At 67.4% G+C, this 23,556-nt stretch carries 21 protein-coding genes; 10 read left to right on the top strand and 11 right to left on the bottom strand.

Going from position 1 to position 23,556, the window contains the following annotated elements; all coding sequences use genetic code 11:
* Window position 1: 1 nt before the first annotated feature.
* Complete coding sequence (uvrA, locus tag QM841_RS26250; RefSeq protein ID WP_283334320.1) at window positions 2-2,998, bottom strand: excinuclease ABC subunit UvrA; 2,997 nt, start codon at window positions 2,996-2,998, stop codon at window positions 2-4.
* 151 nt (window positions 2,999-3,149) lie between these two features.
* Here uvrA and QM841_RS26245 point away from each other — a divergent pair, with 151 nt between their 5' ends.
* From QM841_RS26245 to QM841_RS26230, 4 genes are all read left to right on the top strand, one after another.
* Window positions 3,150-3,839 carry an MBL fold metallo-hydrolase gene (locus QM841_RS26245; RefSeq protein ID WP_283334319.1) on the top strand — a complete coding sequence of 230 codons (690 nt, stop codon included), beginning with the start codon at window positions 3,150-3,152 and terminating at the stop codon, window positions 3,837-3,839.
* Window positions 3,840-4,007: 168 nt separating this feature from the next.
* Window positions 4,008-4,970, top strand: coding sequence for a DoxX family protein (locus QM841_RS26240; protein ID WP_280782487.1), 963 nt, complete (start codon window positions 4,008-4,010; stop codon window positions 4,968-4,970).
* Between the two features lie 160 nt (window positions 4,971-5,130).
* Window positions 5,131-7,413 (top strand): HelD family protein, encoded by a 2,283-nt coding sequence (locus tag QM841_RS26235; RefSeq protein ID WP_283334318.1) that lies wholly within the window; start codon window positions 5,131-5,133, stop codon window positions 7,411-7,413.
* Window positions 7,410-7,796 carry a DUF732 domain-containing protein gene (locus QM841_RS26230; protein WP_280782489.1) on the top strand — a complete coding sequence of 129 codons (387 nt, stop codon included), beginning with the start codon at window positions 7,410-7,412 and terminating at the stop codon, window positions 7,794-7,796. Before QM841_RS26235 ends, QM841_RS26230 begins: the two co-directional genes overlap by 4 nt.
* A 13-nt stretch (window positions 7,797-7,809) precedes the next feature.
* Here QM841_RS26230 and QM841_RS26225 read toward each other — a convergent pair whose 3' ends face one another.
* The 3 genes from QM841_RS26225 to uvrB all read right to left on the bottom strand — a co-directional run bounded on the left by QM841_RS26225 (window position 7,810) and on the right by uvrB (window position 11,516).
* Window positions 7,810-8,262 carry a universal stress protein gene (locus QM841_RS26225; RefSeq protein WP_005247414.1) on the bottom strand — a complete coding sequence of 151 codons (453 nt, stop codon included), beginning with the start codon at window positions 8,260-8,262 and terminating at the stop codon, window positions 7,810-7,812.
* 188 nt (window positions 8,263-8,450) lie between these two features.
* The gene (locus tag QM841_RS26220; RefSeq protein ID WP_280782490.1) at window positions 8,451-9,323 is read right to left on the bottom strand and encodes an SCO6745 family protein; all 873 of its coding nucleotides are present in this window, start codon (window positions 9,321-9,323) and stop codon (window positions 8,451-8,453) included.
* Window positions 9,324-9,353: 30 nt separating this feature from the next.
* Window positions 9,354-11,516: an excinuclease ABC subunit UvrB gene (uvrB, locus tag QM841_RS26215; RefSeq protein ID WP_280782491.1), complete on the bottom strand. Its 2,163-nt coding sequence runs from the start codon at window positions 11,514-11,516 to the stop codon at window positions 9,354-9,356.
* 77 nt (window positions 11,517-11,593) lie between these two features.
* On the opposite strand from uvrB, the gene QM841_RS26210 reads away from it, so the two are divergent.
* Window positions 11,594-12,112, top strand: a complete 519-nt coding sequence (locus tag QM841_RS26210) for a ribonuclease FAU-1 family protein (RefSeq protein WP_105413716.1) — start codon at window positions 11,594-11,596, stop codon at window positions 12,110-12,112.
* A gap of 1 nt (window position 12,113) precedes the next feature.
* Here the strand turns inward: QM841_RS26210 and coaE are convergent, their stop codons facing one another.
* Complete coding sequence (coaE, locus tag QM841_RS26205; RefSeq protein WP_283334317.1) at window positions 12,114-13,328, bottom strand: dephospho-CoA kinase; 1,215 nt, start codon at window positions 13,326-13,328, stop codon at window positions 12,114-12,116.
* A gap of 170 nt (window positions 13,329-13,498) precedes the next feature.
* On the opposite strand from coaE, the gene QM841_RS26200 reads away from it, so the two are divergent.
* Window positions 13,499-13,717, top strand: a complete 219-nt coding sequence (locus QM841_RS26200; protein ID WP_283334316.1) for a hypothetical protein — start codon at window positions 13,499-13,501, stop codon at window positions 13,715-13,717.
* 148 nt (window positions 13,718-13,865) lie between these two features.
* Here QM841_RS26200 and rpsA read toward each other — a convergent pair whose 3' ends face one another.
* Window positions 13,866-15,350 carry a 30S ribosomal protein S1 gene (gene rpsA, locus QM841_RS26195; RefSeq protein WP_005260398.1) on the bottom strand — a complete coding sequence of 495 codons (1,485 nt, stop codon included), beginning with the start codon at window positions 15,348-15,350 and terminating at the stop codon, window positions 13,866-13,868.
* 249 nt (window positions 15,351-15,599) lie between these two features.
* Here rpsA and QM841_RS26190 point away from each other — a divergent pair, with 249 nt between their 5' ends.
* Complete coding sequence (locus QM841_RS26190; RefSeq protein WP_283334315.1) at window positions 15,600-16,493, top strand: class I SAM-dependent methyltransferase; 894 nt, start codon at window positions 15,600-15,602, stop codon at window positions 16,491-16,493.
* A gap of 39 nt (window positions 16,494-16,532) precedes the next feature.
* Here the strand turns inward: QM841_RS26190 and QM841_RS26185 are convergent, their stop codons facing one another.
* The 4 genes from QM841_RS26185 to QM841_RS26170 form a co-directional block, all read right to left on the bottom strand.
* Window positions 16,533-17,294 (bottom strand): amino acid ABC transporter ATP-binding protein, encoded by a 762-nt coding sequence (locus QM841_RS26185; RefSeq protein ID WP_005247428.1) that lies wholly within the window; start codon window positions 17,292-17,294, stop codon window positions 16,533-16,535.
* Window positions 17,291-18,274 carry an amino acid ABC transporter permease gene (locus tag QM841_RS26180; protein WP_280782602.1) on the bottom strand — a complete coding sequence of 328 codons (984 nt, stop codon included), beginning with the start codon at window positions 18,272-18,274 and terminating at the stop codon, window positions 17,291-17,293. The genes QM841_RS26185 and QM841_RS26180 overlap by 4 nt, the downstream gene beginning before the upstream one ends.
* A 20-nt stretch (window positions 18,275-18,294) precedes the next feature.
* Window positions 18,295-19,224, bottom strand: a complete 930-nt coding sequence (locus QM841_RS26175; protein WP_050787246.1) for an ABC transporter substrate-binding protein — start codon at window positions 19,222-19,224, stop codon at window positions 18,295-18,297.
* Between the two features lie 148 nt (window positions 19,225-19,372).
* Window positions 19,373-20,470 carry an isocitrate/isopropylmalate dehydrogenase family protein gene (locus QM841_RS26170; protein ID WP_283334314.1) on the bottom strand — a complete coding sequence of 366 codons (1,098 nt, stop codon included), beginning with the start codon at window positions 20,468-20,470 and terminating at the stop codon, window positions 19,373-19,375.
* Between the two features lie 19 nt (window positions 20,471-20,489).
* Between QM841_RS26170 and QM841_RS26165 the strand changes: the two genes are divergently transcribed.
* Window positions 20,490-21,011: a 2'-5' RNA ligase family protein gene (locus QM841_RS26165; protein WP_283334313.1), complete on the top strand. Its 522-nt coding sequence runs from the start codon at window positions 20,490-20,492 to the stop codon at window positions 21,009-21,011.
* Here the strand turns inward: QM841_RS26165 and QM841_RS26160 are convergent, their stop codons facing one another.
* Complete coding sequence (locus QM841_RS26160) at window positions 21,012-21,917, bottom strand: DMT family transporter (RefSeq protein WP_283334312.1); 906 nt, start codon at window positions 21,915-21,917, stop codon at window positions 21,012-21,014.
* Window positions 21,918-22,108: 191 nt separating this feature from the next.
* Here QM841_RS26160 and QM841_RS26155 point away from each other — a divergent pair, with 191 nt between their 5' ends.
* Both QM841_RS26155 and trxA read left to right on the top strand, forming a co-directional pair.
* The gene (locus QM841_RS26155; RefSeq protein ID WP_280782498.1) at window positions 22,109-23,110 is read left to right on the top strand and encodes a helix-turn-helix domain-containing protein; all 1,002 of its coding nucleotides are present in this window, start codon (window positions 22,109-22,111) and stop codon (window positions 23,108-23,110) included.
* Window positions 23,111-23,183: 73 nt separating this feature from the next.
* Window positions 23,184-23,552, top strand: a complete 369-nt coding sequence (gene trxA / locus QM841_RS26150) for a thioredoxin (RefSeq protein ID WP_005247443.1) — start codon at window positions 23,184-23,186, stop codon at window positions 23,550-23,552.
* Window positions 23,553-23,556: the final 4 nt, after the last annotated feature.

Raw genomic sequence — 23,556 nt, 5'->3', positions numbered from 1 at the left:
CTCAGCCGACTGCTGCGGCCTTCTTCGGCGCCCGCTTGCGCGGTGTCGCCGTGGCGGCCGCGGCAGTCTTCTTCGCCGAAGCGGACTTCCGCGTCGACGACGACTTGGCCGCCTTCGACTTCGCCGCAGCGGGAGGCGCCGTCACCTCGAGGACGTTTTCGAGGAACCGCCCCGTGTAACTCTCCGGAACCTGCGCAACCTCCTCCGGGGTGCCCTGTGCGACGACGGTTCCGCCGCCGGACCCGCCCTCGGGCCCCATGTCGACCACCCAGTCGGACGTCTTGATCACGTCGAGGTTGTGCTCGATCACGATCACCGTGTTGCCCTTGTCGACCAACCCGTTGACCACCCCCAGCAGCTTGCGGATGTCCTCGAAGTGCAGACCCGTCGTGGGCTCGTCGAGGATGTACACCGTGCGGCCCGTCGACCGTTTCTGCAGTTCGGCGGCGAGCTTCACGCGCTGCGCCTCACCACCGGACAGCGTGGGCGCGGGCTGACCGAGCCGCACGTACCCGAGACCGACCTCGACCAGGGTCTTGAGGTAGCGGTGGATCGAGGTGATGGGCTCGAAGAACTCCGCGGCCTCCTCGATCGGCATGTCCAGGACCTCGGCGATGGTCTTGCCCTTGTAGTGGACCTCGAGCGTCTCGCGGTTGTACCGGGCGCCGTGGCAGACCTCGCACGGCACGTACACGTCGGGCAGGAAATTCATCTCGATCTTCAACGTGCCGTCTCCGGAGCAGGCCTCGCACCGGCCGCCCTTGACGTTGAACGAGAACCGGCCCGGCTGGTAGCCGCGCACCTTCGACTCGGTAGTGGCGGCGAACAGGGTGCGAATCTTGTCGAACACCCCGGTGTAGGTGGCCGCATTGGACCGCGGGGTGCGGCCGATCGGCGACTGGTCGACCTGGACGAGCTTGTCCAGCTGGTCGAGCCCGTTGATGCGGGTGTGCCTGCCCGGCACCTGGCGGGCGCCGTTGAGCTTGTTCGCCATCACCGTCGCGAGGATGTCGTTGACGAGCGTCGACTTACCGGACCCGGACACGCCGGTGACCGACGTGAGCACGCCCAGCGGGAAGCTGACGTCGATGCCCCCGAGGTTGTGTTCGCGCGCACCGATGACCGTGACCTGCCGCTTGCGGTCGACCGGTCGGCGAATGGCCGGAATCTCGATGTGACTGCGGCCCGACAGGTACGCGCCGGTGAGGGATTCCTCGCAGTCGAGTAGTTCCTCGTACGGCCCGCTGTGGACGACCTTGCCTCCGTGCTCGCCGGCGAGCGGTCCGATGTCGACCACCCAGTCGGACGTGCGAATGGTGTCTTCGTCGTGTTCGACCACGATGAGCGTGTTCCCGAGGTCGCGCAGGCGCGTCAGGGTCTCGATGAGACGCCGGTTGTCGCGCTGATGCAGACCGATCGACGGCTCGTCGAGCACGTACAGGACGCCCACCAGGCCCGAACCGATCTGGGTGGCGAGGCGGATACGCTGCGCCTCACCACCGGACAGGGTGCCGGCGGCGCGGGCGAGCGACAGGTATTCGAGGCCGACGTCGAGCAGGAAGCCGAGACGTGCCTGGACCTCCTTGAGCACCTGACCGGCGATGGCCTCCTCGCGGCTGCCCAATGTGAGGCTGTTCAGGAAGTCGGCGCAATCGGAGATCGACAGTTCGCAGACCTCGGCGATCGACTTCATACCGAACTTCTCGTTCGCGATCGTGACCGACAGGATCTCGGGGCGCAGACGCGCACCACCACACGCGGGACAGGGGGTGTCGCGCATGTAGCCGTCGTAGCGTTCCTTCATCTGGTCCGACTCGGTCTGCTCGAGGCGGCGGTGCAGGAACGGCATGACGCCCTCGAACTCGGCGTAGTAGGAACGGGTACGCCCGTACCGGTTCTTGTACCGGACGTGGACCTGCTCCTCACTTCCCTCGAGGATCGCGCGGCGCGCCTTCGCGGGCAGCTTGTTCCACGGCGTCTTCATGTCGAAGCCGAGAATGTCGCCGAGCCCGGACAGCAGGCGGCCGAAGTATTCGGAACTCTGCCCCATCGACCACGGCGCGATGGCTCCGTCCTCGAGGGACAGCTCGGGGTCGGGGACAACGAGGTCCGGGTCGACCTCCTTACGGATTCCGAGACCGGTGCACTCGGGGCAGGCGCCGTACGGGGAGTTGAACGAGAACGACCGCGGTTCGAGGTCGTCGATGGAGAGCGCGTGGCCGTTCGGACACGCCAGCTTCTCCGAGAATCGGCGTTCCCGGTCTGCGGCGTTCTCTTCGCGGTCGACGAAGTCGAGGACGACGATGCCCTCCGCCAACCGCAGCGCGGTCTCGACGGAATCGGTGAGTCGCTGCTTGGAGCTGGCCTTGACGGTGAGGCGGTCGACGACGACCTCGACGTCGTGCTTCTCCTGCTTCTTGAGCTTGGGCGGATCGGAGAGCGGATGCACCACGCCGTCGACTCGCACACGCGAATAGCCCTGCATGTTGAGCTGGTCGAACAGGTCGACGAATTCACCCTTGCGGGTCCGCACGACGGGAGCGAGCACCTGGAAGCGGGTGCCTTCTTCCATGTCGAGGACCTGGTCGACGATCTGCTGCGGCGTCTGCCGCGCGATCTGCTCGCCACACACCGGGCAGTGGGCGGTGCCCGCCCGGGCGTATAGCAGACGGAGGTAGTCGTAAACCTCCGTGATGGTGCCGACCGTCGACCGCGGGTTGCGGTTGGTCGACTTCTGGTCGATGGACACCGCCGGCGACAGACCTTCGATGAAGTCGACGTCGGGCTTGTCCATCTGGCCGAGGAATTGGCGCGCGTACGCCGACAGCGACTCGACGTAACGTCTCTGGCCCTCGGCGAAGATCGTGTCGAACGCCAGACTCGACTTGCCCGAGCCCGACAGCCCGGTGAACACGATCAGGCTGTCGCGGGGCAGATCGAGATCGACCCCTCGCAGATTGTGCTCACGGGCACCCCGCACGATAAGGCGATCCGCCACTCCAAGTCCCTTCATTGTTCGACAGCCGAGGACGCGCATGAACGCTGGGCCCTCTGGCCGTGCCATGGTAAGCCGGGGCACCGACACGTTCTGTGGGACGCATGGCCGCCCTGCCACTCACCTGCCTGTATTCGACGGTAGCCTCCCCATCATGACCGAGCAGCCCATGGTGATAGAAGACTCGTACTCCGGCCACGTCTCCCCCGGTTCGGCGCCGCAGCGCCGCACGGTTCCGGGAGCCACGATCACGAAGATGTCCGTCGGCCCCATGAACAACAACGTGTACCTGGTCGTCTGTTCCACAACCGGAAAATCCGTCCTCATCGACGCCGCCAACGAGGCGGACCGCGTCAACCAGTTGATCGGCGAACACGCTCCATCCCTCGAGCTGATCGTCACCACGCACCAGCACGGCGACCACTGGCTGGCGCTGGAGGACGTCGCGGCCGCCACCCGCGTGAACACCGCCGCGCATCCACTCGACGCCGACGCTCTGCCCATCCGGCCCGACCGTCTCCTGGAAGACGGTGACACGGTCACCGTCGGCGACGTCACTCTCGACGTGATCCATCTCGCCGGCCACACCCCCGGCTCCGTCGCGCTCGCGCTCACCGAGACCGGCGGCACACGCGTCCATCTCTTCACCGGTGACTCCCTCTTCCCCGGCGGCGTGGGCAAGACCGCCGACGCCGGCAAGTTCGCATCACTGCTCACCGACGTCGAAACCAAGCTCTTCGACCGCTACGGCGACGACACGGTCGTCTACCCCGGCCACGGTGACGACACCACCCTCGGCACCGAGCGCCCCCACCTCGGGGAGTGGCGCGAGCGCGGCTGGTGACCGCATCCGATCGCCGATTGCGCACCGGACGGTCCGCGATTGGCGATCGGCCTCCCTGGGTACTGGTGAATGGGCAGCCTGTCGGTTCGGCAACATGGTCGTACGCCGACGACTGCCCTGAACTCTCGTTAGTGTGAGACGGGAGAACTCGAGATTGGGAGGCCAGGAATGCTTGTCCGTCGTATCGCTCGCCCACTGCTGTCCGCAGTCTTCATCAGCGGAGGGATCGATGCACTTCGAAATCCGGCGCAGAGAGCACAGGCCGCCGCACCACTGATCGACAAGTCCACAGAGACGCTCCCCGAGTCCGTCACCCAGAAGATCCCGTCCGACCCGGAGACGTTGGTCAAGATCAACGCCGCCGTGCAGATCGGCGGCGGAATTCTTCTCGCCACCGGGAAGGCGCCGCGACTCGCATCGCTCGCGCTGGCCGGCAGCCTCGTGCCCACTACCGTTGTGGGGCACGACTTCTGGAACGAGACCGACCCGGCGAAGAAAGCGGCGCAGCGCACTCAGTTCCTCAAGAACGTCAGCCTGCTCGGCGGACTGCTGATCGCCGCCGTCGACACCGAGGGCAGGCCGTCCCTCGGCTGGCGTGGCCGTCGCGCCGCCCGGCACGCACAGGAGGCCGTGGCCGCGGCTCTGCCGCTCGGATCGGGTCACGACCATCACGGTCCCGAGATCGGGGAGGCTTTGGCCGCGGCGTCGGAGCGCGCACGCATCCTGTCCGGTGAGGCCGCCGAGCGCGGGTCCGAAATCCTCGAGGTCGCGAAAGACCGTGGCGCCGAATTCGCGAAGGTCGCGGCGGATCGCGGCCCCGAATGGGCGGACGTCGCGAAGGAACACGGCTCCGAGTGGGCCGAGGTCGCCAAGGAACACGGCTCCGAGTGGGCCGAGGTCGCCAAGGAGCGCGGCGCGGAACTCGTCGAACTGGCGAAGGAACGCGGAGCGGAACTCGTCGACGTCGCGAAGGAACGCGGCCCGGAGTTGGCCGAGGTCGCCCGCGAGAAGGGCGGCGAATGGGCCGGCACCGCCGCAGAACGCGGCGAGGTGCTGAGCAAGCGGGCCCGCAAGCAGGCGGAAGCCGCGCTCGAGAAGGCCCGCGCGAAGCGGGACGAACTGTCCCACTGACCCCGAGCCGCGGCGCCGACCTGCGCCGGATAATCGATCTGATCGGCCCCGGAGATCACCCCTGACCTGCAATGTCAGCGGGCGGCCTCCGGGGCCGACTAGACTGTCCAGGCACTTTTGCAGCCGATCCGGTTGCAGCCGAACCAGTCAAGGAGACCTCTTGCCCGACGAGGACACGTCACGCGACGAGCGCGAGCTCGAGCAGCAGTACGTGACGATGCTCTACACCCGACTGGACGGCCTTCGCCAGTACGCGGCGAACCGGCTGAGCCGTGTACTGCTCGAAACCGGCGGGACCCCGCAGGCCCGCAGCGAGCGGGAGTCGTTCAACCAGCTCTACACCGAAGACCTCGCCAAGTACGACGCCGCCGAGAACGGGCTGTGCTTCGGACGCATCGATCTCGACGGCGAGCACCGCTACATCGGCCGGCTCGGCATCCTCGACGAGGAGAACGACTACGAGACGATGCTCCTCGATTGGCGTGCGCCCCTTGCCCGCCCGTTCTACCTCGCCACCCCCGCAGCCCCCGACGGCGTCTCCCGTCGGCGGCACATCCGGACGCGGAGCCGCCGAGTGACGGCCGTCAACGACGAGTATCTGGATCTGGCGGCGGCAGAGGCCGCGGGCACGATCACCGGCTCGGACGGCGTCGCGGGTGAAAGTGCACTGCTCGCCGCGCTCAACGCGGCCCGCACCGGTCAGATGAACGACATCGTCGAGACCATCCAGGGTGAGCAGGACGCCATCATCCGGTCGGAGCACAAGAGTGTGCTGGTCGTCCAGGGAGGACCGGGAACCGGCAAGACCGCGGTCGCTCTGCACCGCGCCGCCTACCTGCTCTACACCTACCGGCAGCAGCTCGCGAAGGCCGGCGTCCTCATCATCGGCCCCAACGCCACGTTCCTCGACTACATCGGCCAGGTGCTGCCGTCGCTCGGCGAGACCGGTGTGCTGCTCTCGACCATCGGCGACCTCTACCCCGGCGTCCGCGCCACCGTCGAGGACAGCCTCGACGCCGGCGAGATCAAGGGCTCGCTCGACATGCTGGACGTGCTCAAGAAGGCGGTCCGGGATCGGCAGGAAGTGCCGTCGCGTCCCGTCGAGCTGACGTTCGACACCTACCGGATCACCCTCGACCGCAAGGTCGTCACCCGCGCTCGTGGCCGGGCGAGGTCGTCGCGGCGCCCGCACAACCTGGCACGGCCCATCTTCGTCTCGTCGGTCATCGAGGCACTCGCCCAGCAACTCGCGGACACACTGGGCGCCAACGTCGTCGACGGCGGGAACCTGCTGAGCCGGGACGACATCGCCGACATGCGGGACGAGATGCGTGAAGACCCGGAGATCATGACGGCGATCAGCGCGCTGTGGCCGGAACTGTCGCCGCAGCAGGTCCTCGCCGAGCTGTACGCCTCACCGAAGCGGCTGGCCGATGCCGCGCCGAATCTGACCGAAACCCAACGTGAGTCGCTGCGACGCCCCGTCATGCGCGGCTTCAGTGCCGCCGACGCGCCACTCCTCGACGAGTTGGCGGAACTGCTCGGCGTCGACGACGCCGCCGAACGGGAGCGCGCCCGCCGCCAGTGGCGGGCACAGATCGCGGATGCCCAGGGCGCCCTGGACATCCTGACCGGTTCGGCGCCGCAGGATCTCGAGGACGAGCTGGACCCGGAAATTCTGATGGCGTACGACCTGATCGACGCCAGCCAGCTGGCCGAACGCCACGACGTGGGACAGCACCAGACCACCGCGGAGCGCGCAGCGGGCGACCGAACCTGGACCTACGGCCACGTCATCGTCGACGAGGCGCAGGAACTCTCGGAGATGGCCTGGCGAATGCTGATGCGGCGCATACCGAATCGCTGGATGACGCTCGTCGGCGACACGGCGCAGACCGGCGACCCGGCGGGTACGTCGTCGTGGCAACGGATCCTCGAGCCGTACGTGGCCGCACGGTGGAAGCTCACGGAATTGACCGTCAACTACCGCACTCCGGCGGAGATCATGACGTCGGCACGGCGGGTTCTCGCCGAGATCGACACAGAGCAGACCGTGCCGCGGTCGGTGCGCGAATCCGGATTCGCGCCGTGGGCGCTGCAGGTGTCCGAACCCGATCTCGCGGACACCGTGCGCACGTGTGTGTCCCGGGAAACCGGACCGGGCACGACTGTCGTGATCGGGGGCCACGACCTCGTCGCCGCACTCGCCGATCTGAAGTCGGACACCGTCAGCGTCCTGACGGTGCGGGACGTCAAGGGGCTGGAGTTCGACTCGGTGCTCATCGCCGAGCCACAGGACATTCTCGACGAGTCGCCGCGGGGGATGAACGACCTCTACGTCGCCCTGACCCGCGCGACGCAACGACTCGGTGTGGTGCATACGAAGACGTTGCCCGCGGTGCTGTCCGAACTCGGTCCGGCCGAGGTCGGGATCCTGTCGTGACACCGGGCGGTCGCGGTCGGCTGATCGGGTGTGGGCTCGTCCTCACCGCGATCGTGTCGACCGCGTGTTCGGAGGCCACCGCCTCCGACCCGCCGTCGACGGCCTCGGTTGCCGCCACCACTGCCGCATCACACCTCGACGCCCGTGGCCTGCGCTACAAGGAGTCGCTGACCGGGGCCGGCATACCGGCGCTGCCTGACGACACGGTCATGGCTCTCGCCAACGGGATCTGCGGCCAGCTGTCCGAGGGGACGGACGAGGCCACGATCCTCGCGCATCTGACCCCGATGGCGCAGTTCGCCTCGGCGACGTCGGATATCGGCCTCACCACCGAACAGGTGGCGCAGGTCTATCTCGATGCCGCCGAGGCGAATTACTGCTGATCCGCGTGGTGCGTCAGCGCACCGTGTGGACGATGAGGACGTCGGACGTCGACTTGCGTGCGGCATCCGACGGAACGGAGCCGAGGAGACGCCCGGTAAGGGTGTTGAGTCCGCGGTTGCCGATCACCAGAAGACCGGCCTCGACCTCGTCGACGAGGTTCAGCAGCGACTCGACGGGCGCACCGACGACGGCGCGTTCCACGACCTCCTTGGCGCCGGCGGCGTGGGCGCGCTCCTTCGCGGTGCGGAGGATCTCGTACGTCGGGGCGGAACCGGTGATCTGGTAGGCCTCGTCACCGAGCGCGTCGGCGGCCTGCCCGACGTCCTTCGGATCGGCCGGGTAGTACGCGCAGGCGATGATCAGCTTGGCACCGGCGTCCCCCGCGATGGCAGCAGCCTTCTCGACGGCCAGAAACGACGACTCGGAGCCATCGGTTCCGACGACAACGGTCCGGTAGGCGCTCATTCATTCCTCCATGTCTGCGGTGGTCAATTGGCCGGGGTCCGGACATACGTCATGCCTGGACCCAGCAGCCACTGCGCTGACCCTAGCTGTATCGGTGCCCGCATAGGTGCATTTGCAACACATGCCACAGGGGATATCCCCAGTGCATGACGGATCACATTCCGGAGGCGCTTCGGCTGTGATCAGCGTCAGCGTGACGTGCCGACCTTGGGACCGAACACGCCGGCGGGGAACACGCCCGCCGCGACGATCGCGTCGCGCCACGGGGTTGCGAGTTCGACGAGCCGGGCCGCCCCGTCCTCCCCCAGCGCGGCCCACGGAGCCAGCGCGAGATCGTCGGTGAGATCCTCGACCAGTTCGCGCAACTCCTTGCCGTCGGCGGTGAGTTCGCCCCGCGCATCCAGGATCTCGCGGTCACGCAGACTGTCGCTCGCCGAGTCCCACTGGTCCTGGGTCCAGGCGCGGCGCGTCATCGCGAACTTCTTCTGGAAGCCGAACCCGGTCGCGGTGTGCGTGATCAGCGATTCGAGTCCGCTCAGTCCCGCCGTCTGCAGGGCGGCGACGTGACCGTCGCCGCGGTACTCCCGCAGCAATGTGAGGGCATGCCAGAAGGCGAGGTGCGGTGTGTCCGGCCACTCCACCCCCGCGTACCCCGCGTACAGCGGCCGTCCCTCGACACCCGGGATTCCGCGGGCCGCGATCGACGCGAGTTCGGCGGCCTCGGCCATCTCCGGTGAATTCGTCACCGATTCGCCGAGAAGTCGCACATACGCCTCCCCGACCGCCCGGTACCGCGCGTCGACGACTGCCGCGGGCGTGGCCAGACCCCAGGCACGCGGAATGACCGACTCGATCACGGCCGGACTGAAGTTGTAGAAGGTCGCAGTGACGACGCCCGCACCTACCGCGCCCATCGGCGCGGAGCGGCCCGCGAAGTAGCCCATCCGACCCGGTGCGAGGCCCGCCTCGACCAGACGATTCTCGACCTCGGGAACGAAATAGCTGAGCGAATGAAGCAACTCCAAGGACCGGGCGGTACGACCTGCGTTGTGTGCATCCATGCTTCAGACCGTACTGCCTGGGCGCGCCCGCTATTTCAGGCCCGCGGCATCCATGCCGCGCAGCTCCTTCTTCAGGTCGGCGATCTCGTCGCGCAGTCGTCCGGCGAGTTCGAACTGCAGATCTCGGGCGGCGTTCATCATCTGATCGGTCAATTCCTTGACCAGATCTGCCAACTCCGCCCTCGGCATCGACTTCGTATCGCGGCCCTCGTACACCCCGGCGCTGACCGAGCGCCCGGCCTCGCCCTGGGCGCGGCGCCCGCGAGTGGCGTTGCGGCCGGAACCGCCGACGTCGACTCCGCTGGCCGTGTCCTCGGCTTCCTCGTAGACCTGGTCGAGGATGTCTGCGATCTTCTTCCGCAGCGGCTGCGGATCGACGCCCATCTTCTCGTTGTAGGCGATCTGCTTCTCACGCCGCCGCTCGGTCTCCTCGATCGCGTGCTGCATCGAGTCGGTGATCTTGTCGGCGTACATGTGGACCTGGCCGGAGACGTTACGAGCCGCGCGGCCGATCGTCTGGATGAGGCTGGTCGAGCTCCGGAGGAAGCCCTCCTTGTCGGCGTCGAGGATGGCGACCAACGACACCTCGGGGAGGTCGAGGCCCTCCCGCAGCAGGTTGATACCCACCAGGACGTCGTACTCCCCCAAACGAAGTTGCCGGAGCAACTCGACCCGTCGCAGGGTGTCGATGTCCGAGTGCAGGTACCGCACCCGGATACCGAGTTCGAGGAGGTAGTCGGTGAGGTCTTCCGCCATCTTCTTCGTCAACGTGGTGACGAGGACGCGCTCGTCCCGGTCGGCACGTTCGCGGATCTCGTGCACGAGGTCGTCGATCTGCCCCTTGGTCGGTTTGACGACCACCTGGGGGTCGACGAGACCGGTGGGGCGGATGACCTGCTCGACGAACTCCCCGCCTGCCTGCCCGAGCTCGTACTTGCCGGGTGTGGCCGACAGGTACACCGTCTGCCCGATGCGCTGGGTGAACTCCTCCCACGTCAGCGGGCGGTTGTCGGTGGCGGACGGCAACCGGAACCCGAACTCGACGAGATTCCGTTTGCGCGACATGTCGCCCTCGTACATCGCGCCGATCTGCGGGACCGTCACGTGGGACTCGTCGATGACGAGGAGGAAGTCCTCCGGGAAGTAGTCGATCAGCGTGGCGGGCGCTGTACCCGGCCCGCGACCGTCGATGTGACGCGAGTAGTTCTCGATGCCGGAGCAGAACCCGACCTGCTTGATCATCTCGAGGTCGTACTGGGTGCGCATCCGGAGACGCTGCGCCTCGAGCAGCTTGCCCTTGTTCTCGAGGTCGGCGAGCCGTTCCTCGAGTTCGGCCTCGATGTCCTTGACGGCACGTTCCATCCGCTCGGGACCCGCGACGTAGTGCGTGGCCGGGAAGATGCGCACCGAGTCGACCTTCCGCACCACGTCCCCGGTGAGGGGATGCAGGTAGTACAGCGCCTCGATCTCGTCGCCGAAGAACTCGATCCGGACCGCCAACTCCTCGTACGAGGGAATGATCTCGACGGTGTCGCCACGCACCCGGAAGGATCCGCGGGTGAACGCCAGATCGTTGCGGGTGTACTGCACGTCGACCAGCAGCCGCAGCAGAGCGTCGCGCGGAACCTCCACCCCGACCTCGAGCTGCACCGAGCGGTCGAGGTACGACTGCGGGGTGCCGAGACCGTAGATGCACGACACGGACGCCACCACGACCACGTCCCGCCGCGACAGCAGGCTCGACGTCGCGGAGTGGCGCAGCCGCTCGACGTCGTCGTTGATCGACGAGTCCTTCTCGATGTAGGTGTCGGTCTGCGCGATGTACGCCTCGGGCTGGTAGTAGTCGTAGTACGAGACGAAGTACTCGACGGAGTTGTTGGGCAGCATGTCGCGCAGCTCGTTGGCCAACTGCGCGGCGAGCGTCTTGTTGGGCGCCATCACCAGGGTGGGCCGCTGCACCTTCTCGATCAGCCACGCCGTGGTGGCGGACTTGCCGGTACCGGTGGCGCCGAGCAGGACCACGTCCTTCTCGCCGGCGTTGATGCGGCGTTCCAGATCGGCGATCGCGGTGGGCTGATCGCCGGCCGGCTTGTGGTCGCTGACGACCTCGAACCGCGCTTCCGACCGCTCGATCTCCCCGATGGGACGGAACTCGGAATGTGCCACCACGGGGTGCTCGGATGCAAACGCCATACAACCAGGGTAGGCGCAGGTACCGACAAACTCTCCGACGATCTCCGTCAGCTGAAAAACCCGGTAGGTTCCCCACCATGGCAGGCGCGAGTCACGACATCCACCCACCGAAGGTCGAGTACTTCGACCTACGAGATCACACCAACACCGACCCCAAGGGGTTCGTCCGCCACGTCGATCACTACCGCGTCGAACCGTGGGGGCTGTACATGGCGCGCACCTCCGACCACCGGCAGTTCCACTACCTGGAATCGTGGCTGCTCCCCGACCTCGGCCTGCGGGCGTCGATCTTCCACTACCACCCCTACCACCAGCGCGATCAGGACCACTACGTCGACATCGGCAGCTTCACCCGGGGTGACGACGTGTGGAAGTCCGAGGACCACTACCTGGACCTGGTCGTCCGCACCGGCCGCGACACCGAACTCCTCGACGTCGACGAGCTGATGGAGGCGCACACCACCGGCCTGCTCGACACGGCGACGGCCGAGCGGGCGATCCTCACCGCCACCACGGCGATCGACGGCATCGCCGCGCACGGCCACGACCTCGGCCGCTGGCTGGCCTCGATCGGGATGCCGATCGACTGGCGGTGATCTACGCGCTCCAGCCGGTCCGCTCGGCCCATTCCCACGCCCGGTGATAGGCACGGTCGAACCACGGGGTCTTCGCGTCCACATAGGCGGTGATCGCGTCCCGGTAGTCCGTGTGACCGGCCGCCTTCTCCGCCGCACCTTCCTTGACCGCGAGGTACTCGGTCCGGGCCTCGGTGTCGGCGCGGAGCCAGTCGCGGAAGACGAGCGCGAACTGCTGTCCGGGCCACCCGTCGACGCGAATGTGGATGTTGACGGGCCGTCCGGGATCGGCACCGCCGTGGATTCGCTTGCCCCACAGGGCCGGGTCGGTCTCTCCGCCCTGGTACGAGGGCTTCGGGTCGTCGGCGGTGATGTGCTCGATGCGGGGGAACCCGGCGTCGGCGAGGGATTCGGCGAGGTCGTCCGCGGTCTCGAGGTTCGCGACGGTCACCTGGACGTCGATGACGTCCTTGGCGGGCAATCCTTCGACGGCCGTCGACCCGATGTGGTCGATCCGGATGGCGCGGTCGCCGCACACCAGTTTCACGCGAGCGATCAGCCGGTCGGCCTGCGCCGGCCACTGCGGATTCGGCGGAGCGAGTTCGGGCAGGACCCGGACGACGGTCCGCGTGCGGATGTTGGACTCGAAGGGCACGAGACGCTCCGACCACAGTGCCCGGATCGCCGGCTCGAGCGCGCCAGGGGCACCGCTGTTGTCGAGCCAGACGTCCGCCGCCGCCCGCCGCTGATCGTCGTCGGCCTGGGCTGCGATCCGCGCGCGCGCATCGGTCTCGGGCATTCCCCGCGATCCGACAAGCCGCCGCACCCGCTCCTCGGCATCGACGAACACGACGACGACCAGGTGGAAGGCCGCGCCCATTCCGCCCTCGACCAGCAACGGAATGTCCTGGACGAGGATGGCGTCCTTGGGCGCCGATTCGATCGTCTCGGTGGTGCGCGCCCCGACGAGCGGGTGAACGATCGCATTCAGCCCGAGCCGCGATTCGTCGTCGGCGAAGGCGCGGGCAGCCAGGGCGGGCCGGTCGAGTGTGCCGTCCTCCGTCAGGATCTCCTCGCCGAACCGGTCGACGAGCGCGACGAGGCCGGGTGTTCCGGGTTCGACGACCTCCCGCGCAATCAGATCGGCGTCGACGATCACTCCCCCGAGTTCGGCGAGGACCTTCGACACGGTGGACTTACCGGCTCCTATGCCTCCAGTGAGGCCGATTCTCAACACGCCTCCCAGTGTTGCACCCGCCGCGCACCGAGTACGCACGTCCCTCGCCGATCTCCACCCTCTCCTCCCTCTGCAGACTCACCTGCCCCAAATACCACAGATGTCCGACACGGTCGGTTATGTTCTAGCGAACGCACCCGACCTGCACCTTCTCGAAGAAGAGGAACGCCATGCGCGATCACCGCAACCAGTACGGTCGGCACCGCCTCGGCATTGCGGGCGGGGTGCATTGCATGGAGATCCCCGAGGTGGCCTCCGCGCTCGCCGACCACCGCCGGACCTGGCTCACGGCACTCACCAGCCAGGGCAGGCACAGCTTCGCAACGATGCGCAAGCGCGCCGACGTACAGCCGTCGTCCGGTTACTGGATTCCCGCCACCGCGAACTGAGCACCAGCCTCACCCCCCACACCACTGTGGCCCAACCTCCGGAGAGGTTGGGCCACAGTCATGTTCGGACGTCCTGCAACGACGAGACCCCGCCCCTGCAGGGCAGGAGCGGGGTCTTCGGCTTTGCCTGACGAGTCAGGCGGACTTGCTAGGCGTTGCCCGACAGCTTCTCGCGCAGAGCGGCGAGCTGTGCGTCGCTGGCCAGCGATCCGCCGGCAGACTCGGACGACGAGGTGCTGGCAGCCGAAGCGGCGTCGGCGTCGCCGGCACCCGACTCGGAGGAGTAGCCGGCAGCAGCGGTGGCAGCCTCGGCGGCCTCGTCTGCAGCGGTCTTCTCCATCTGAGCGGTGTGCATCTTGTGACGACGCTCAGCCTCGGCGTAGCGGTTCTCCCACTCTTCACGCTGCTTGTCGAAGCCCTCGAGCCATTCGTTGGTCTCGGGATCGAAGCCCTCGGGGAAGATGTAGTTGCCCTGCTCGTCGTAGCTGTCCGCCATGCCGTACTTGGACGGATCGAACTCGGCGTTGTAGTCCTCGTTGGCCTGCTTCAGCGACAGCGAGATGCGACGACGCTCGAGGTCGATGTCGATGACCTTGACGAGCGCATCGTCGTTGACGCCGACAACCTGGTCCGGGACCTCCACGTGGCGCTCGGCCAGCTCGGAGATGTGGACGAGGCCTTCGATTCCCTCTTCGACGCGCACGAAGGCACCGAACGGAACCAGCTTCGTGACCTTGCCGGGCACGATCTGGCCGATGGCGTGCGTGCGGGCGAACTGACGCCACGGGTCTTCCTGCGTCGCCTTGAGCGACAGGGAGACGCGCTCGCGGTCCAGGTCGACGTCGAGAACCTCGACGGTGACCTCGGTGCCGACCTCGACAACCTCGGACGGGTGGTCGATGTGCTTCCAGGACAGCTCGGACACGTGCACCAGGCCGTCGACGCCGCCCAGGTCCACGAAGGCACCGAAGTTGACGATGGAGGACACGACGCCCTTGCGGACCTGGCCCTTCTGCAGCTGGTGCAGGAACTCGCTGCGAACCTCGGACTGCGTCTGCTCGAGCCATGCACGGCGCGAGAGGACGACGTTGTTGCGGTTCTTGTCGAGCTCGATGATCTTGGCCTCGATCTCCTTGCCGACGTACGGCTGCAGATCGCGGACACGGCGCATCTCGACGAGCGAAGCGGGAAGGAAGCCACGCAGGCCGATGTCGAGGATCAGGCCGCCCTTGACGACCTCGATGACGGTGCCCTTGACGGCCTCGTCCTTCTCCTTGAGCTCCTCGATGGTGCCCCAGGCACGCTCGTACTGAGCGCGCTTCTTCGACAGGATCAGCCGGCCTTCCTTGTCCTCCTTGGTGAGGACGAGAGCTTCGACCTCATCGCCCACGGAGACGACCTCGTTGGGGTCGACGTCGTGCTTGATGGAGAGCTCACGGGAAGGGATGACGCCTTCGGTCTTGTAACCGATGTCGAGCAGGACCTCGTCGCGATCGACCTTGACGATGGTGCCTTCGACGATGTCGCCATCGTTGAAGTACTTGATCGTTGCGTCGATGGCGGCGAGGAAGTCCTCGGCGGAGCCGATGTCGTTTACGGCTACCTGCGGCGAGGTCACGGTGGTGGAGGGCATGTGTTGAGTTGCTCCGGACGGGTTGTGGTCGGTTGATGGTGTTCTGTCGGACAAGCAACCTGAACCGACGAAACACTCCGCCGAATCAGATCACCGCAAGCGCAGTGAACGACACCCGACTGGAACCGAACAAACTCGAACTGAACCGAATCCGATGCCGCACACATAGATACTCGCGTGCAATAGGCTACGCGCCCGTGGGCAAGCTGGGCAAACCCGGGCACGTTCCCACGCTCTACTCTGTTGCCCATGCCCGATCCTCGCCCGTCCGATTCTCCTCTCTCCCCGGAAGACGACCGACACGGCACCGCCAACAGCGTGCTCGGAACGTCCGGGGTGAGCCGCGTCCGCGTCGATTCCGAGTCCAGCGAACGCGCGAGCCGTGCCTGGTGGGACGCCGATGCGGACGACTACCACCGCACCCACGGCGAGTTCCTCGGCGTGGACTCGTCCGAGGGTGAGTTCGTCTGGTGTCCGGAGGGACTCCACGAGGGGGACTACCACCTTCTCGGTGACGTGGCAGGCAAGGACGTCCTCGAGGTGGGCTGCGGTTCCGCGCCCTGCGCGCGGTGGCTCGCCGGCCGGGGCGCCCGGGCAGTCGGGCTCGACCTGTCCATGTCGATGCTGACCCGCGGGGTCGAGGCCATGCGGGCGGGCGGCGCGACCGTGCCGCTCGTTCATGCGGGAGCCGAGCACCTCCCCTTCGCCGACGCGAGCTTCGACATCGCATGTTCGGCTTTTGGAGCGGTTCCGTTCGTGGCGGACTCACAGCAGGTGATGAGTGAAGTGGCCCGGGTACTCCGCCCGGGCGGTGTGTGGGTGTTCGCCGTCAACCATCCGATCCGCTGGATCTTCCCGGACGACCCGGGCCCACGAGGGCTCACCGCGTCGCTCCCCTACTTCGACCGCACCCCCTACGTGGAGGTCGACGGCGACGGCGTCCCCACCTACGTCGAGCACCACCGGACCATCGGCGACCGGGTGCGCGAGATCGTGTCGGCCGGACTGGAGGTACGCGACATCATCGAGCCGGAGTGGCCCGAGTGGCTCGACCGAGAATGGGGGCAGTGGAGCCCGCTGCGGGGACAGATCTTCCCCGGCACCGCCATCTTCAGCTGCCGCAAACCCGTGAGTACTTCTTAACCGCCCGCGGTTGAGAAGTACTCACGGGGCCGGAGGCCACTACAGCAGCTTCGACAAGAACAACTTGGTGCGGTCGTGCTGCGGATTGGCGAGCAGCTCGCGGGGGTTGCCCGATTCGACGACGACGCCGGCGTCCATGAACACGAGCTGGTCGGCCACCTCGCGTGCGAAGCCCATCTCGTGCGTGACGACGACCATCGTCATGCCGCCGGCCGCGAGATCCTTCATGACGGTCAGCACCTCCCCGACCAGCTCCGGGTCGAGGGCGGACGTCGGCTCGTCGAACAGCATCAGCTTGGGGTCCATCGCCAGCGCGCGGGCGATCGCGACGCGCTGCTGCTGACCACCCGACAGCTGCGCCGGGTACGCGTCCGCCTTCTCGCTCAGGCCCACCTGCTCGAGGAGGTCACGTCCTCGCTCGAGCGCCTTCTTCTTGCTCAGCCTCTTCACCTGGATGGGCGCCTCGATGATGTTCTCGAGTGCCGTCCGGTGCGGGAAGAGGTTGAAGTGCTGGAAGACCATCCCGATGTCGCGGCGCTGCTTCGCGGCCGCTCTGGGATGGAGTTCGTAGAGCTTGCCGCCCCGCTCGGAGTACCCGACGATCTCGCCGTCGACGTACAGCCGCCCGGCGTTGACCTGCTCGAGGTGGTTGATGCACCGCAGGAACGTCGACTTCCCCGAGCCCGAGGGCCCGACCAGGCACAGGACCTGACCGGCGTCGATCTCCAGCGACACACCCTTGAGTACCTTCAGCGCCCCGAAGTTCTTGCAGACCCGGTCCGCCTTGACCATCGGCGTCATCGTCGTTCCCCTCCGGGAGTGTCGGGCAAGGTCTCGGGCCCGGGTTCGATCACCAGCGGCTTGCCCTGCGCGTCGGCGAGCGCCTGCAGTTGCCGCGGGGTGAGCTTGCGGGACGCACCCTTCGAGTAGTAGCGCTCCAGGTAGAACTGGCCGATCATCAGCAGGCTGGTGATGGCGAGGTACCAGGTGGCGGCCACCATCAGCAGCGGGATCGGCTGGAAGTTCGCACCCGAGATGTCTCTGGCACGTCCGTACAACTCCAGGCTGTACGGCACCGCGGTGACCAGCGATGTCGTCTTCAGCATGCTGATCAGCTCGTTGCCCGTGGGCGGGATGATCACCCGCATGGCCTGCGGCAGGACCGTGCGGCGCATGGTCTGCGACCATGTCATGCCGAGCGCCACCGACGCCTCGGTCTGCCCCTCGGCCACCGAGTTCACGCCGGCCCGGACGATCTCGGCCATGTACGCGGCCTCGTTGAGTCCCAGACCGATCACCGCGAACAGGAACGCCGCGTTGATCCCCTGCAGGTCGATGTGCACGAACTGGTGGACGAACGGGATGCCCAGATCCAGCTGCTTGTAGATGGACGGGAACAGTCCCCAGAACACCAACTGCACGTAGACCGGGGTCCCGCGGAAGATCCACAGGTAACCCCACGACGCCGCCTTCAGCACCGGGTTCGGCGACAGTCGCATGACGGCGAGGACGACACCCAGGATGATGGCGATCGCCATCGACAGGATCGTCAGCTGGATGGTGTTCCACGCCGCGGCCGAGATCCGTGCATCGAACAGATACCGGGCGTAGACGTCCCAGCGGTACGCCTCGTTGGTGCGCGCACCGTTGACGAACAGCGCCAGCAACAGACCGACGACGATCGCGGCGATCCAGCGGCCGGGCCGCCGCAGCGGGATCGCCTTGATCGGTTCCGGTTCCTGCCCCGCCTCGGTGCCGGACCGGTCCGGAGCCTTCTCCACGTCAGACACTCGTCAACCGCTCAGCTCGTGGCGCCGTTGATCTGGGACGTGGTGATGACGCCCGCCTCGACACCCCAGTTCTCCGCGATCGTCCGGTAGGTGCCGTCGTCGATGAGGTGCTGCAGCGCCTGCTGGAGGGTCTGCGCGAGCGGCGAACCCTTCGCGACGGGCCAGCCGTACGGCGCGGCGTCGAAGACCTCGCCCGCGGCCTCGATCTTGCCGTCGCTCTGCTTGATCGCGTACGCGGTGACGGGCGAATCGGCGGACATCGCGTCGACCTTGCCGAGCGCGACGGCGTTGGCCGCGTCGTCCTGGCTGTCGAACTTCACGATCTCGATGGGCGGCTTCCCGGCCGCCACGCACGCCGCGCTCTTGGCGGGCACCTCCTCGAGATCCTCGATGGTGGTGGTCTGCACGCCGACCCGCAGGCCGCAGGCGTTGGTGGGGTCGACGGACTTGCCTGCGGGCTGCGCCCACTGCACTCCGGCGCTGAAGTAGGTGGTGAAGTCGACCGACTGCTCGCGTTCCTTGGTGTCCGTGAACGACGACATACCCATGTCGTAGCTGCCGGCCTGGATCGACGGGATGATCTTGTCGAAGTCCGCCTCGGTGTACTCCGGTGTCACGCCGAGCACCTTGCTCACGGCGTCCACGAGGTCGACGTCGAAGCCGACGATCTTGCCGCTCGGATCCTTGAACTCGTTGGGCGAGTAGGGAATATTGACACCGACGATGATCTTGCCGGACGACGCGATCTTCTCGGGCAGTGTCGCCGCGATGGCATCCACCTTGTCGACTTCCACGGCGACGGTCTCTTCTCCGGAAGGCGTACCGCCGCCCTCGGTGTTGCTGGCGCATCCGGCGAGCAGCAGAGCACTGCCGCCCGCCAGTGCACAGATGGTGCGGGCCACTCGGCCTCGCGCGAAGACGGATCGACCAGACACTGGCATGTCCTCCAAGGAAATCGTGGTACACCGAGCGAGCTACGGCGACGGAGAACTCTCGAACTCCGAATAGTCGAACGGTAGGTTACGGCACCCGCATCTGCGGACGTCGTTACCGAACATTAACGGCCTGTCCCGGCCCGTGGCGGCGGTTTCAGCGACGCAGTGTCCGGGCGAGGACCGTCTCGGTGAATTCACCGGTCGACGCGAGTCCACCCAGGTCAGCCGTGGCGACTCCGGACGCGATGGTCGCACGGACCGCGTCGCGGATCCGGTGTGCCGCGCCGCCCAGATGCCGGTCCGCGCGGCGGTCCCCGAGCCATTCGAGCATCATCGCGGCCGACAGCATCAGCGCCGTGGGATTGGCCCGGTTGTGGCCCGCGATGTCGGGGGCGGCTCCGTGCGCCGCCTGCGCCATCACCTTGGTCTCGGAACTGTTGATCGACGGGGCGGTGCCGAGCGAGCCGGACAGCTCACCGGTCAGGTCCGACAGGATGTCCCCGAACATGTTCTCCGTCACCACGACATCGAAGTCGCGCCCCCTGCGGACGAGGTGCGCGGTCATGGCGTCGACGTGCTCGTCGTCGATCCGCACGTCCGGGTAGTCGCGCTCCCCCACCTCCCGGCAGACGTCGCGGAACAGTCCGGTCGTCATCGACAGGACGTTGGCCTTGTGCACGATCGTGACGTGGCGGCCGCGGGTGCGCGCCAGCGCGAATGCGGTGTGCGCGATGCGCTCACACGCCTTCCTCGTCACGACGCCGACCGCCAGCGCCACGTCGGGGGTCGGCATGAACTCGCCGCTGCCGGCGAACATGTTCCGGTCCGCGTACAACCCTTCGGTGTTCTCCCGGACGATCACCAGGTCCATGTCCGGGACCGTCGAGGCGACGCCCTCGAGCGAGCGGGCGGGGCGGATGTTCGCGAAGAGGTCGAATCTCTTGCGCACCACCCCGCCGGGGGTCAGCCGGCCGCGGAACGGTTCCGGGTAGGCGGCGCTGTCGTGCGGGCCCAGGATCCAGGCGTCGAGTTCGTCCAGCGCGGAGAGCGTGGAGTCGGGGATCGGCGTTCCGTGCGACTCGATGGCGCCCAGGCCGAGGGGCAGTTCCACCCAGTCGACGGCGCCGCCGCCCGCCGCGGTCACCGCGGCCGAGACCACCCGCTGGGTTGCCGGGACGATCTCGTGACCGATGCCGTCGCCGAGGAGTACGCCGATCCGGGTATCGGAAATGTTTGCCGTGGCACCGCTCATGAGGCCATCATTGCCTACCATGGTCCAGTCGGTGGAACTGCTGTTCGACGAAGCGACCGACGTTGCCGTGCGCGCGGAGTGGCAACGCCTGTGGGATGCCGGGATGCCCAGCCGCACTCGCGTTCGCGCCGAATCGAATCGGCCCCACATCACCCTGTTCGTGGCACGCCATATCCCACCCGAGATCGACGAACTGCTGGGCCGCCGGATCGCGACGCCCTCGTTCCACATCAGGCTGGGCGGGCTCGTGATGTTCGGCGGCAGGCACGTCACGCTGTCGCGGTTGGTGGTGCCGTCGAAGTCCCTGCTGTCCCTGCACCGCAGCGTGTTCGATCTCGCGGCGCACGCCACGGAGATCACGCCGCACATCCGCCCGGGCGAGTGGACGCCGCACGTGACTCTCGCGCGGCGACTGCCTGCCGATCAGATCGCGGAGGCCGCGCGGCTGCTCGACGGTGGCGACATCGTCGGCCGGGCGTCGGTGGTGCGCCGGTGGGACGGGGACGCCAAACGCGAGTGGGTGGTCACGGCACCGCCGTGATCACGGTGCGTCCGCGGCGACCGTCTCGGCGGCCTTGCGCGAAGACCGTTGGGTGACGACGATTCCCGCGATCACCGCAAGTGCCCCGACGGGTTGGTTCCACGAGATGTGCTCGTCGAGCGCGACCGCGCCGAGCACGACCCCGACCACCGGCGTCAGGTAGGTGACGGTGGAGGCCGCAGTGGGCCCCCAGCCGCGCACCACGTTCGTGTTCCACACGAACGCCAGCCCGGTGCCGAACGCCCCGAGCCCGATCATCGAGGCGACGATCGCGGGGGTCAGGTGCATCGGCGTGCTCGCGACCCACGGGGTGGCGAGGAGCATGGCGGCCGCGGCGATCGACACCTGCATGAACGCGATGGTGGGTGTTCCGACACCTCGCGGAAGGATGAACCGCCTCAGGTAGACCAGTGCCACGCCGTACGACGCGGTCGCACCGAGGCACGCGAGCTGGGCGGGGACGCTACCGATGATCCCCGCCTGCCACGGCGCCAGCACCACGACCACCCCGGTGAATCCGAGCAGGAGGCCGAACAGCTTTGCGTCCGTAAGCTTCTCCCCCGGCAGGAACGCCAGTGCCACCGACATCGTCATGAGCGGTGTGGTCGCGTTGTAGATGCTGGCCAGGCCCGAACTGATGCTCTGCTCGGCCCAGCTGAACAGCAACCACGGCACCACGCACTGGGCCACCGCCAGTACCGACAGGTGCGCCCATGTCGACGCTTCGCGCGGCAACCGCGTCCGGGTGAGTCCGAGGACGGCACCGAGGGTCACCGCCCCGAACACGAGTCGCCACAGCACGACCTGTGTGAAGGACAGGCCCTCGAGCCCGACCTTGATGAAGAGGAAACTCGCGCCCCAGGCGAGCGCCGTGCCCGCGTACTGGACCGCCAGGTTCCCTCTCAAAACCGGAAGTCCCCGTGCTGGATGACTTCGTTGTGCGTGTCGGGCGTGCGGCCGGCGAGCGCCAGCGCGTCGAGCGCCAGGAACACGAGGAGTACCACGACCAGGATTGTCATGTCTTCAGCCTCGTAGCATCGGCGTCCGAGAAATAGTGGCAGAAACGACATTGTTGACCATATTTCTGCCATAGTGGGATGGTGCTGAAAAAAGTCGTAGTCCCGCTCATGCCGCTCACCGAAGCGTTCGAGCTCGGAGTCGCCTGCGAGGTGTTCGGTTTCGACCGATCCGACGACGGACTCCCCACCTACGACTTCTCCCTCGTCGCCGGCTCACGGGAACCCATCCGCACCCGATTCGGTTACGGCATCGACGTCCCGTACGACCTCGACCGGCTCGACGACGCCGACCTCATCGTGGTTCCCGCGGGCGGAACCTACGCCGAGGCGGACGGCACCTTCGTCTGCGCGAAGGACCCCGACCCGTGCATGGACCCCCTCCTCGATAAACTCCGGGCCGCGGTGGACCGGGGCGCCAAGGTCGCCAGCCTCTGCAGCGGCGCCTTCGTGCTCGGCGCGGCCGGACTACTGGACGGACGCAAGTGCACCACCCACTGGCGGCACGCTCAGCGGCTCGCCGACCTCCACCCGGCTGCGACGGTCGACCCGAATGTCCTGTACGTCGACGACGATCCCGTCCTGACCAGCGCGGGCACCGCCGCGGGTATCGACCTGTGCCTGCACATCGTGCGCAAGGAGCAGGGCAGCCGGGTGGCCAACGGGATCGCGCGGCGCATGGTCGTCCCGCCGCACCGGGACGGCGGTCAGGCGCAGTACGTGGCGATGCCGCTGCCGTCGACGACGATCGACACCCTCGGCCCGCTGCTCGACTGGATGACCGAGCACCTCGCCCTCGACCTGTCCGTGACCGCGGTGGCGGCCAAGGCCAACCTGTCGCCCCGCACGTTCGCGCGGCGGTTCCAGGCCGAGACCGGAACCACCCCGGCCCGCTGGCTCAGCGATCAGCGGGTGCTGGCCGCGCAGCACCTGCTGGAGAACTCGGACCTGTCGGTGGACGTGATCGCCGAACGGGTCGGTTTCGGCGGCGGCGCCGTGCTGCGGCAGCATTTCCTGCGGCTGCGGCACACCACCCCGCAGGCGTACCGCCGCACGTTCCGGGACACGGAGCGCACCGGCTGACGGCGCCGCAGGGAAGAATCGACGGCGGCGCGGCGTTGCACACGCAAAGCAGTCACCGAACGAAAGGACCCTTGTGGCCACCAAGACTCTGACTCAGCAGAACTTCGACGAGACCGTGACCGGCAACGACGTCGTTCTGGTCGACTTCTGGGCATCGTGGTGCGGTCCGTGCCGCTCCTTCGCCCCCACCTTCGAGGCCTCGTCCGAGCAGCACCCCGACGTCGTACACGCCAAGGTCGACACCGAGGCGGAACAGGGCATCGCCGCCGCCGCGAACATCCGGTCGATCCCGACCATCATGGCGTTCCGCGAGGGTGTGCTGGTGTTCAGCCAGCCGGGTGCGCTGCCGCCTGCGGCGCTCGAGGATCTGGTCACGCAGGTCAAGGCCCTCGACATGGACGAGGTGCGTAAGCAGATCGCCGAGCAGGCCCCGGCCGAATAGGGCG

It is taken from the genome of Rhodococcus sp. IEGM 1307, assembly GCF_030056915.1.
GTDB lineage: Bacteria > Actinomycetota > Actinomycetes > Mycobacteriales > Mycobacteriaceae > Rhodococcus_F > Rhodococcus_F opacus_D.
Note: the sequence above shows the minus strand (reverse complement) of the source record. Positions and strands in the feature narration are given on the sequence as shown.

Bases quoted from the DNA above. Each gene is read 5' to 3' on its own strand.
- QM841_RS26240 (WP_280782487.1), top strand. From the start codon at position 4,008: ATGCTTGTCCGTCGTATCGCTCGCCCACTGCTGTCCGCAGTCTTCATC.
- rpsA (WP_005260398.1), bottom strand. From the start codon at position 15,350: ATGCCCTCCACCACCGTGACCTCGCCGCAGGTAGCCGTAAACGACATC.
- QM841_RS26210 (WP_105413716.1), top strand. From the start codon at position 11,594: ATGGCAGGCGCGAGTCACGACATCCACCCACCGAAGGTCGAGTACTTC.
- QM841_RS26190 (WP_283334315.1), top strand. From the start codon at position 15,600: ATGCCCGATCCTCGCCCGTCCGATTCTCCTCTCTCCCCGGAAGACGAC.
- uvrB (WP_280782491.1), bottom strand. From the start codon at position 11,516: ATGGCGTTTGCATCCGAGCACCCCGTGGTGGCACATTCCGAGTTCCGT.
- QM841_RS26175 (WP_050787246.1), bottom strand. From the start codon at position 19,224: ATGCCAGTGTCTGGTCGATCCGTCTTCGCGCGAGGCCGAGTGGCCCGC.
- QM841_RS26200 (WP_283334316.1), top strand. From the start codon at position 13,499: ATGCGCGATCACCGCAACCAGTACGGTCGGCACCGCCTCGGCATTGCG.
- QM841_RS26245 (WP_283334319.1), top strand. From the start codon at position 3,150: ATGACCGAGCAGCCCATGGTGATAGAAGACTCGTACTCCGGCCACGTC.
- QM841_RS26225 (WP_005247414.1), bottom strand. From the start codon at position 8,262: ATGAGCGCCTACCGGACCGTTGTCGTCGGAACCGATGGCTCCGAGTCG.
- QM841_RS26185 (WP_005247428.1), bottom strand. From the start codon at position 17,294: ATGACGCCGATGGTCAAGGCGGACCGGGTCTGCAAGAACTTCGGGGCG.
- QM841_RS26220 (WP_280782490.1), bottom strand. From the start codon at position 9,323: ATGGATGCACACAACGCAGGTCGTACCGCCCGGTCCTTGGAGTTGCTT.
- QM841_RS26165 (WP_283334313.1), top strand. From the start codon at position 20,490: ATGGTCCAGTCGGTGGAACTGCTGTTCGACGAAGCGACCGACGTTGCC.
- QM841_RS26155 (WP_280782498.1), top strand. From the start codon at position 22,109: ATGGTGCTGAAAAAAGTCGTAGTCCCGCTCATGCCGCTCACCGAAGCG.
- QM841_RS26170 (WP_283334314.1), bottom strand. From the start codon at position 20,470: ATGAGCGGTGCCACGGCAAACATTTCCGATACCCGGATCGGCGTACTC.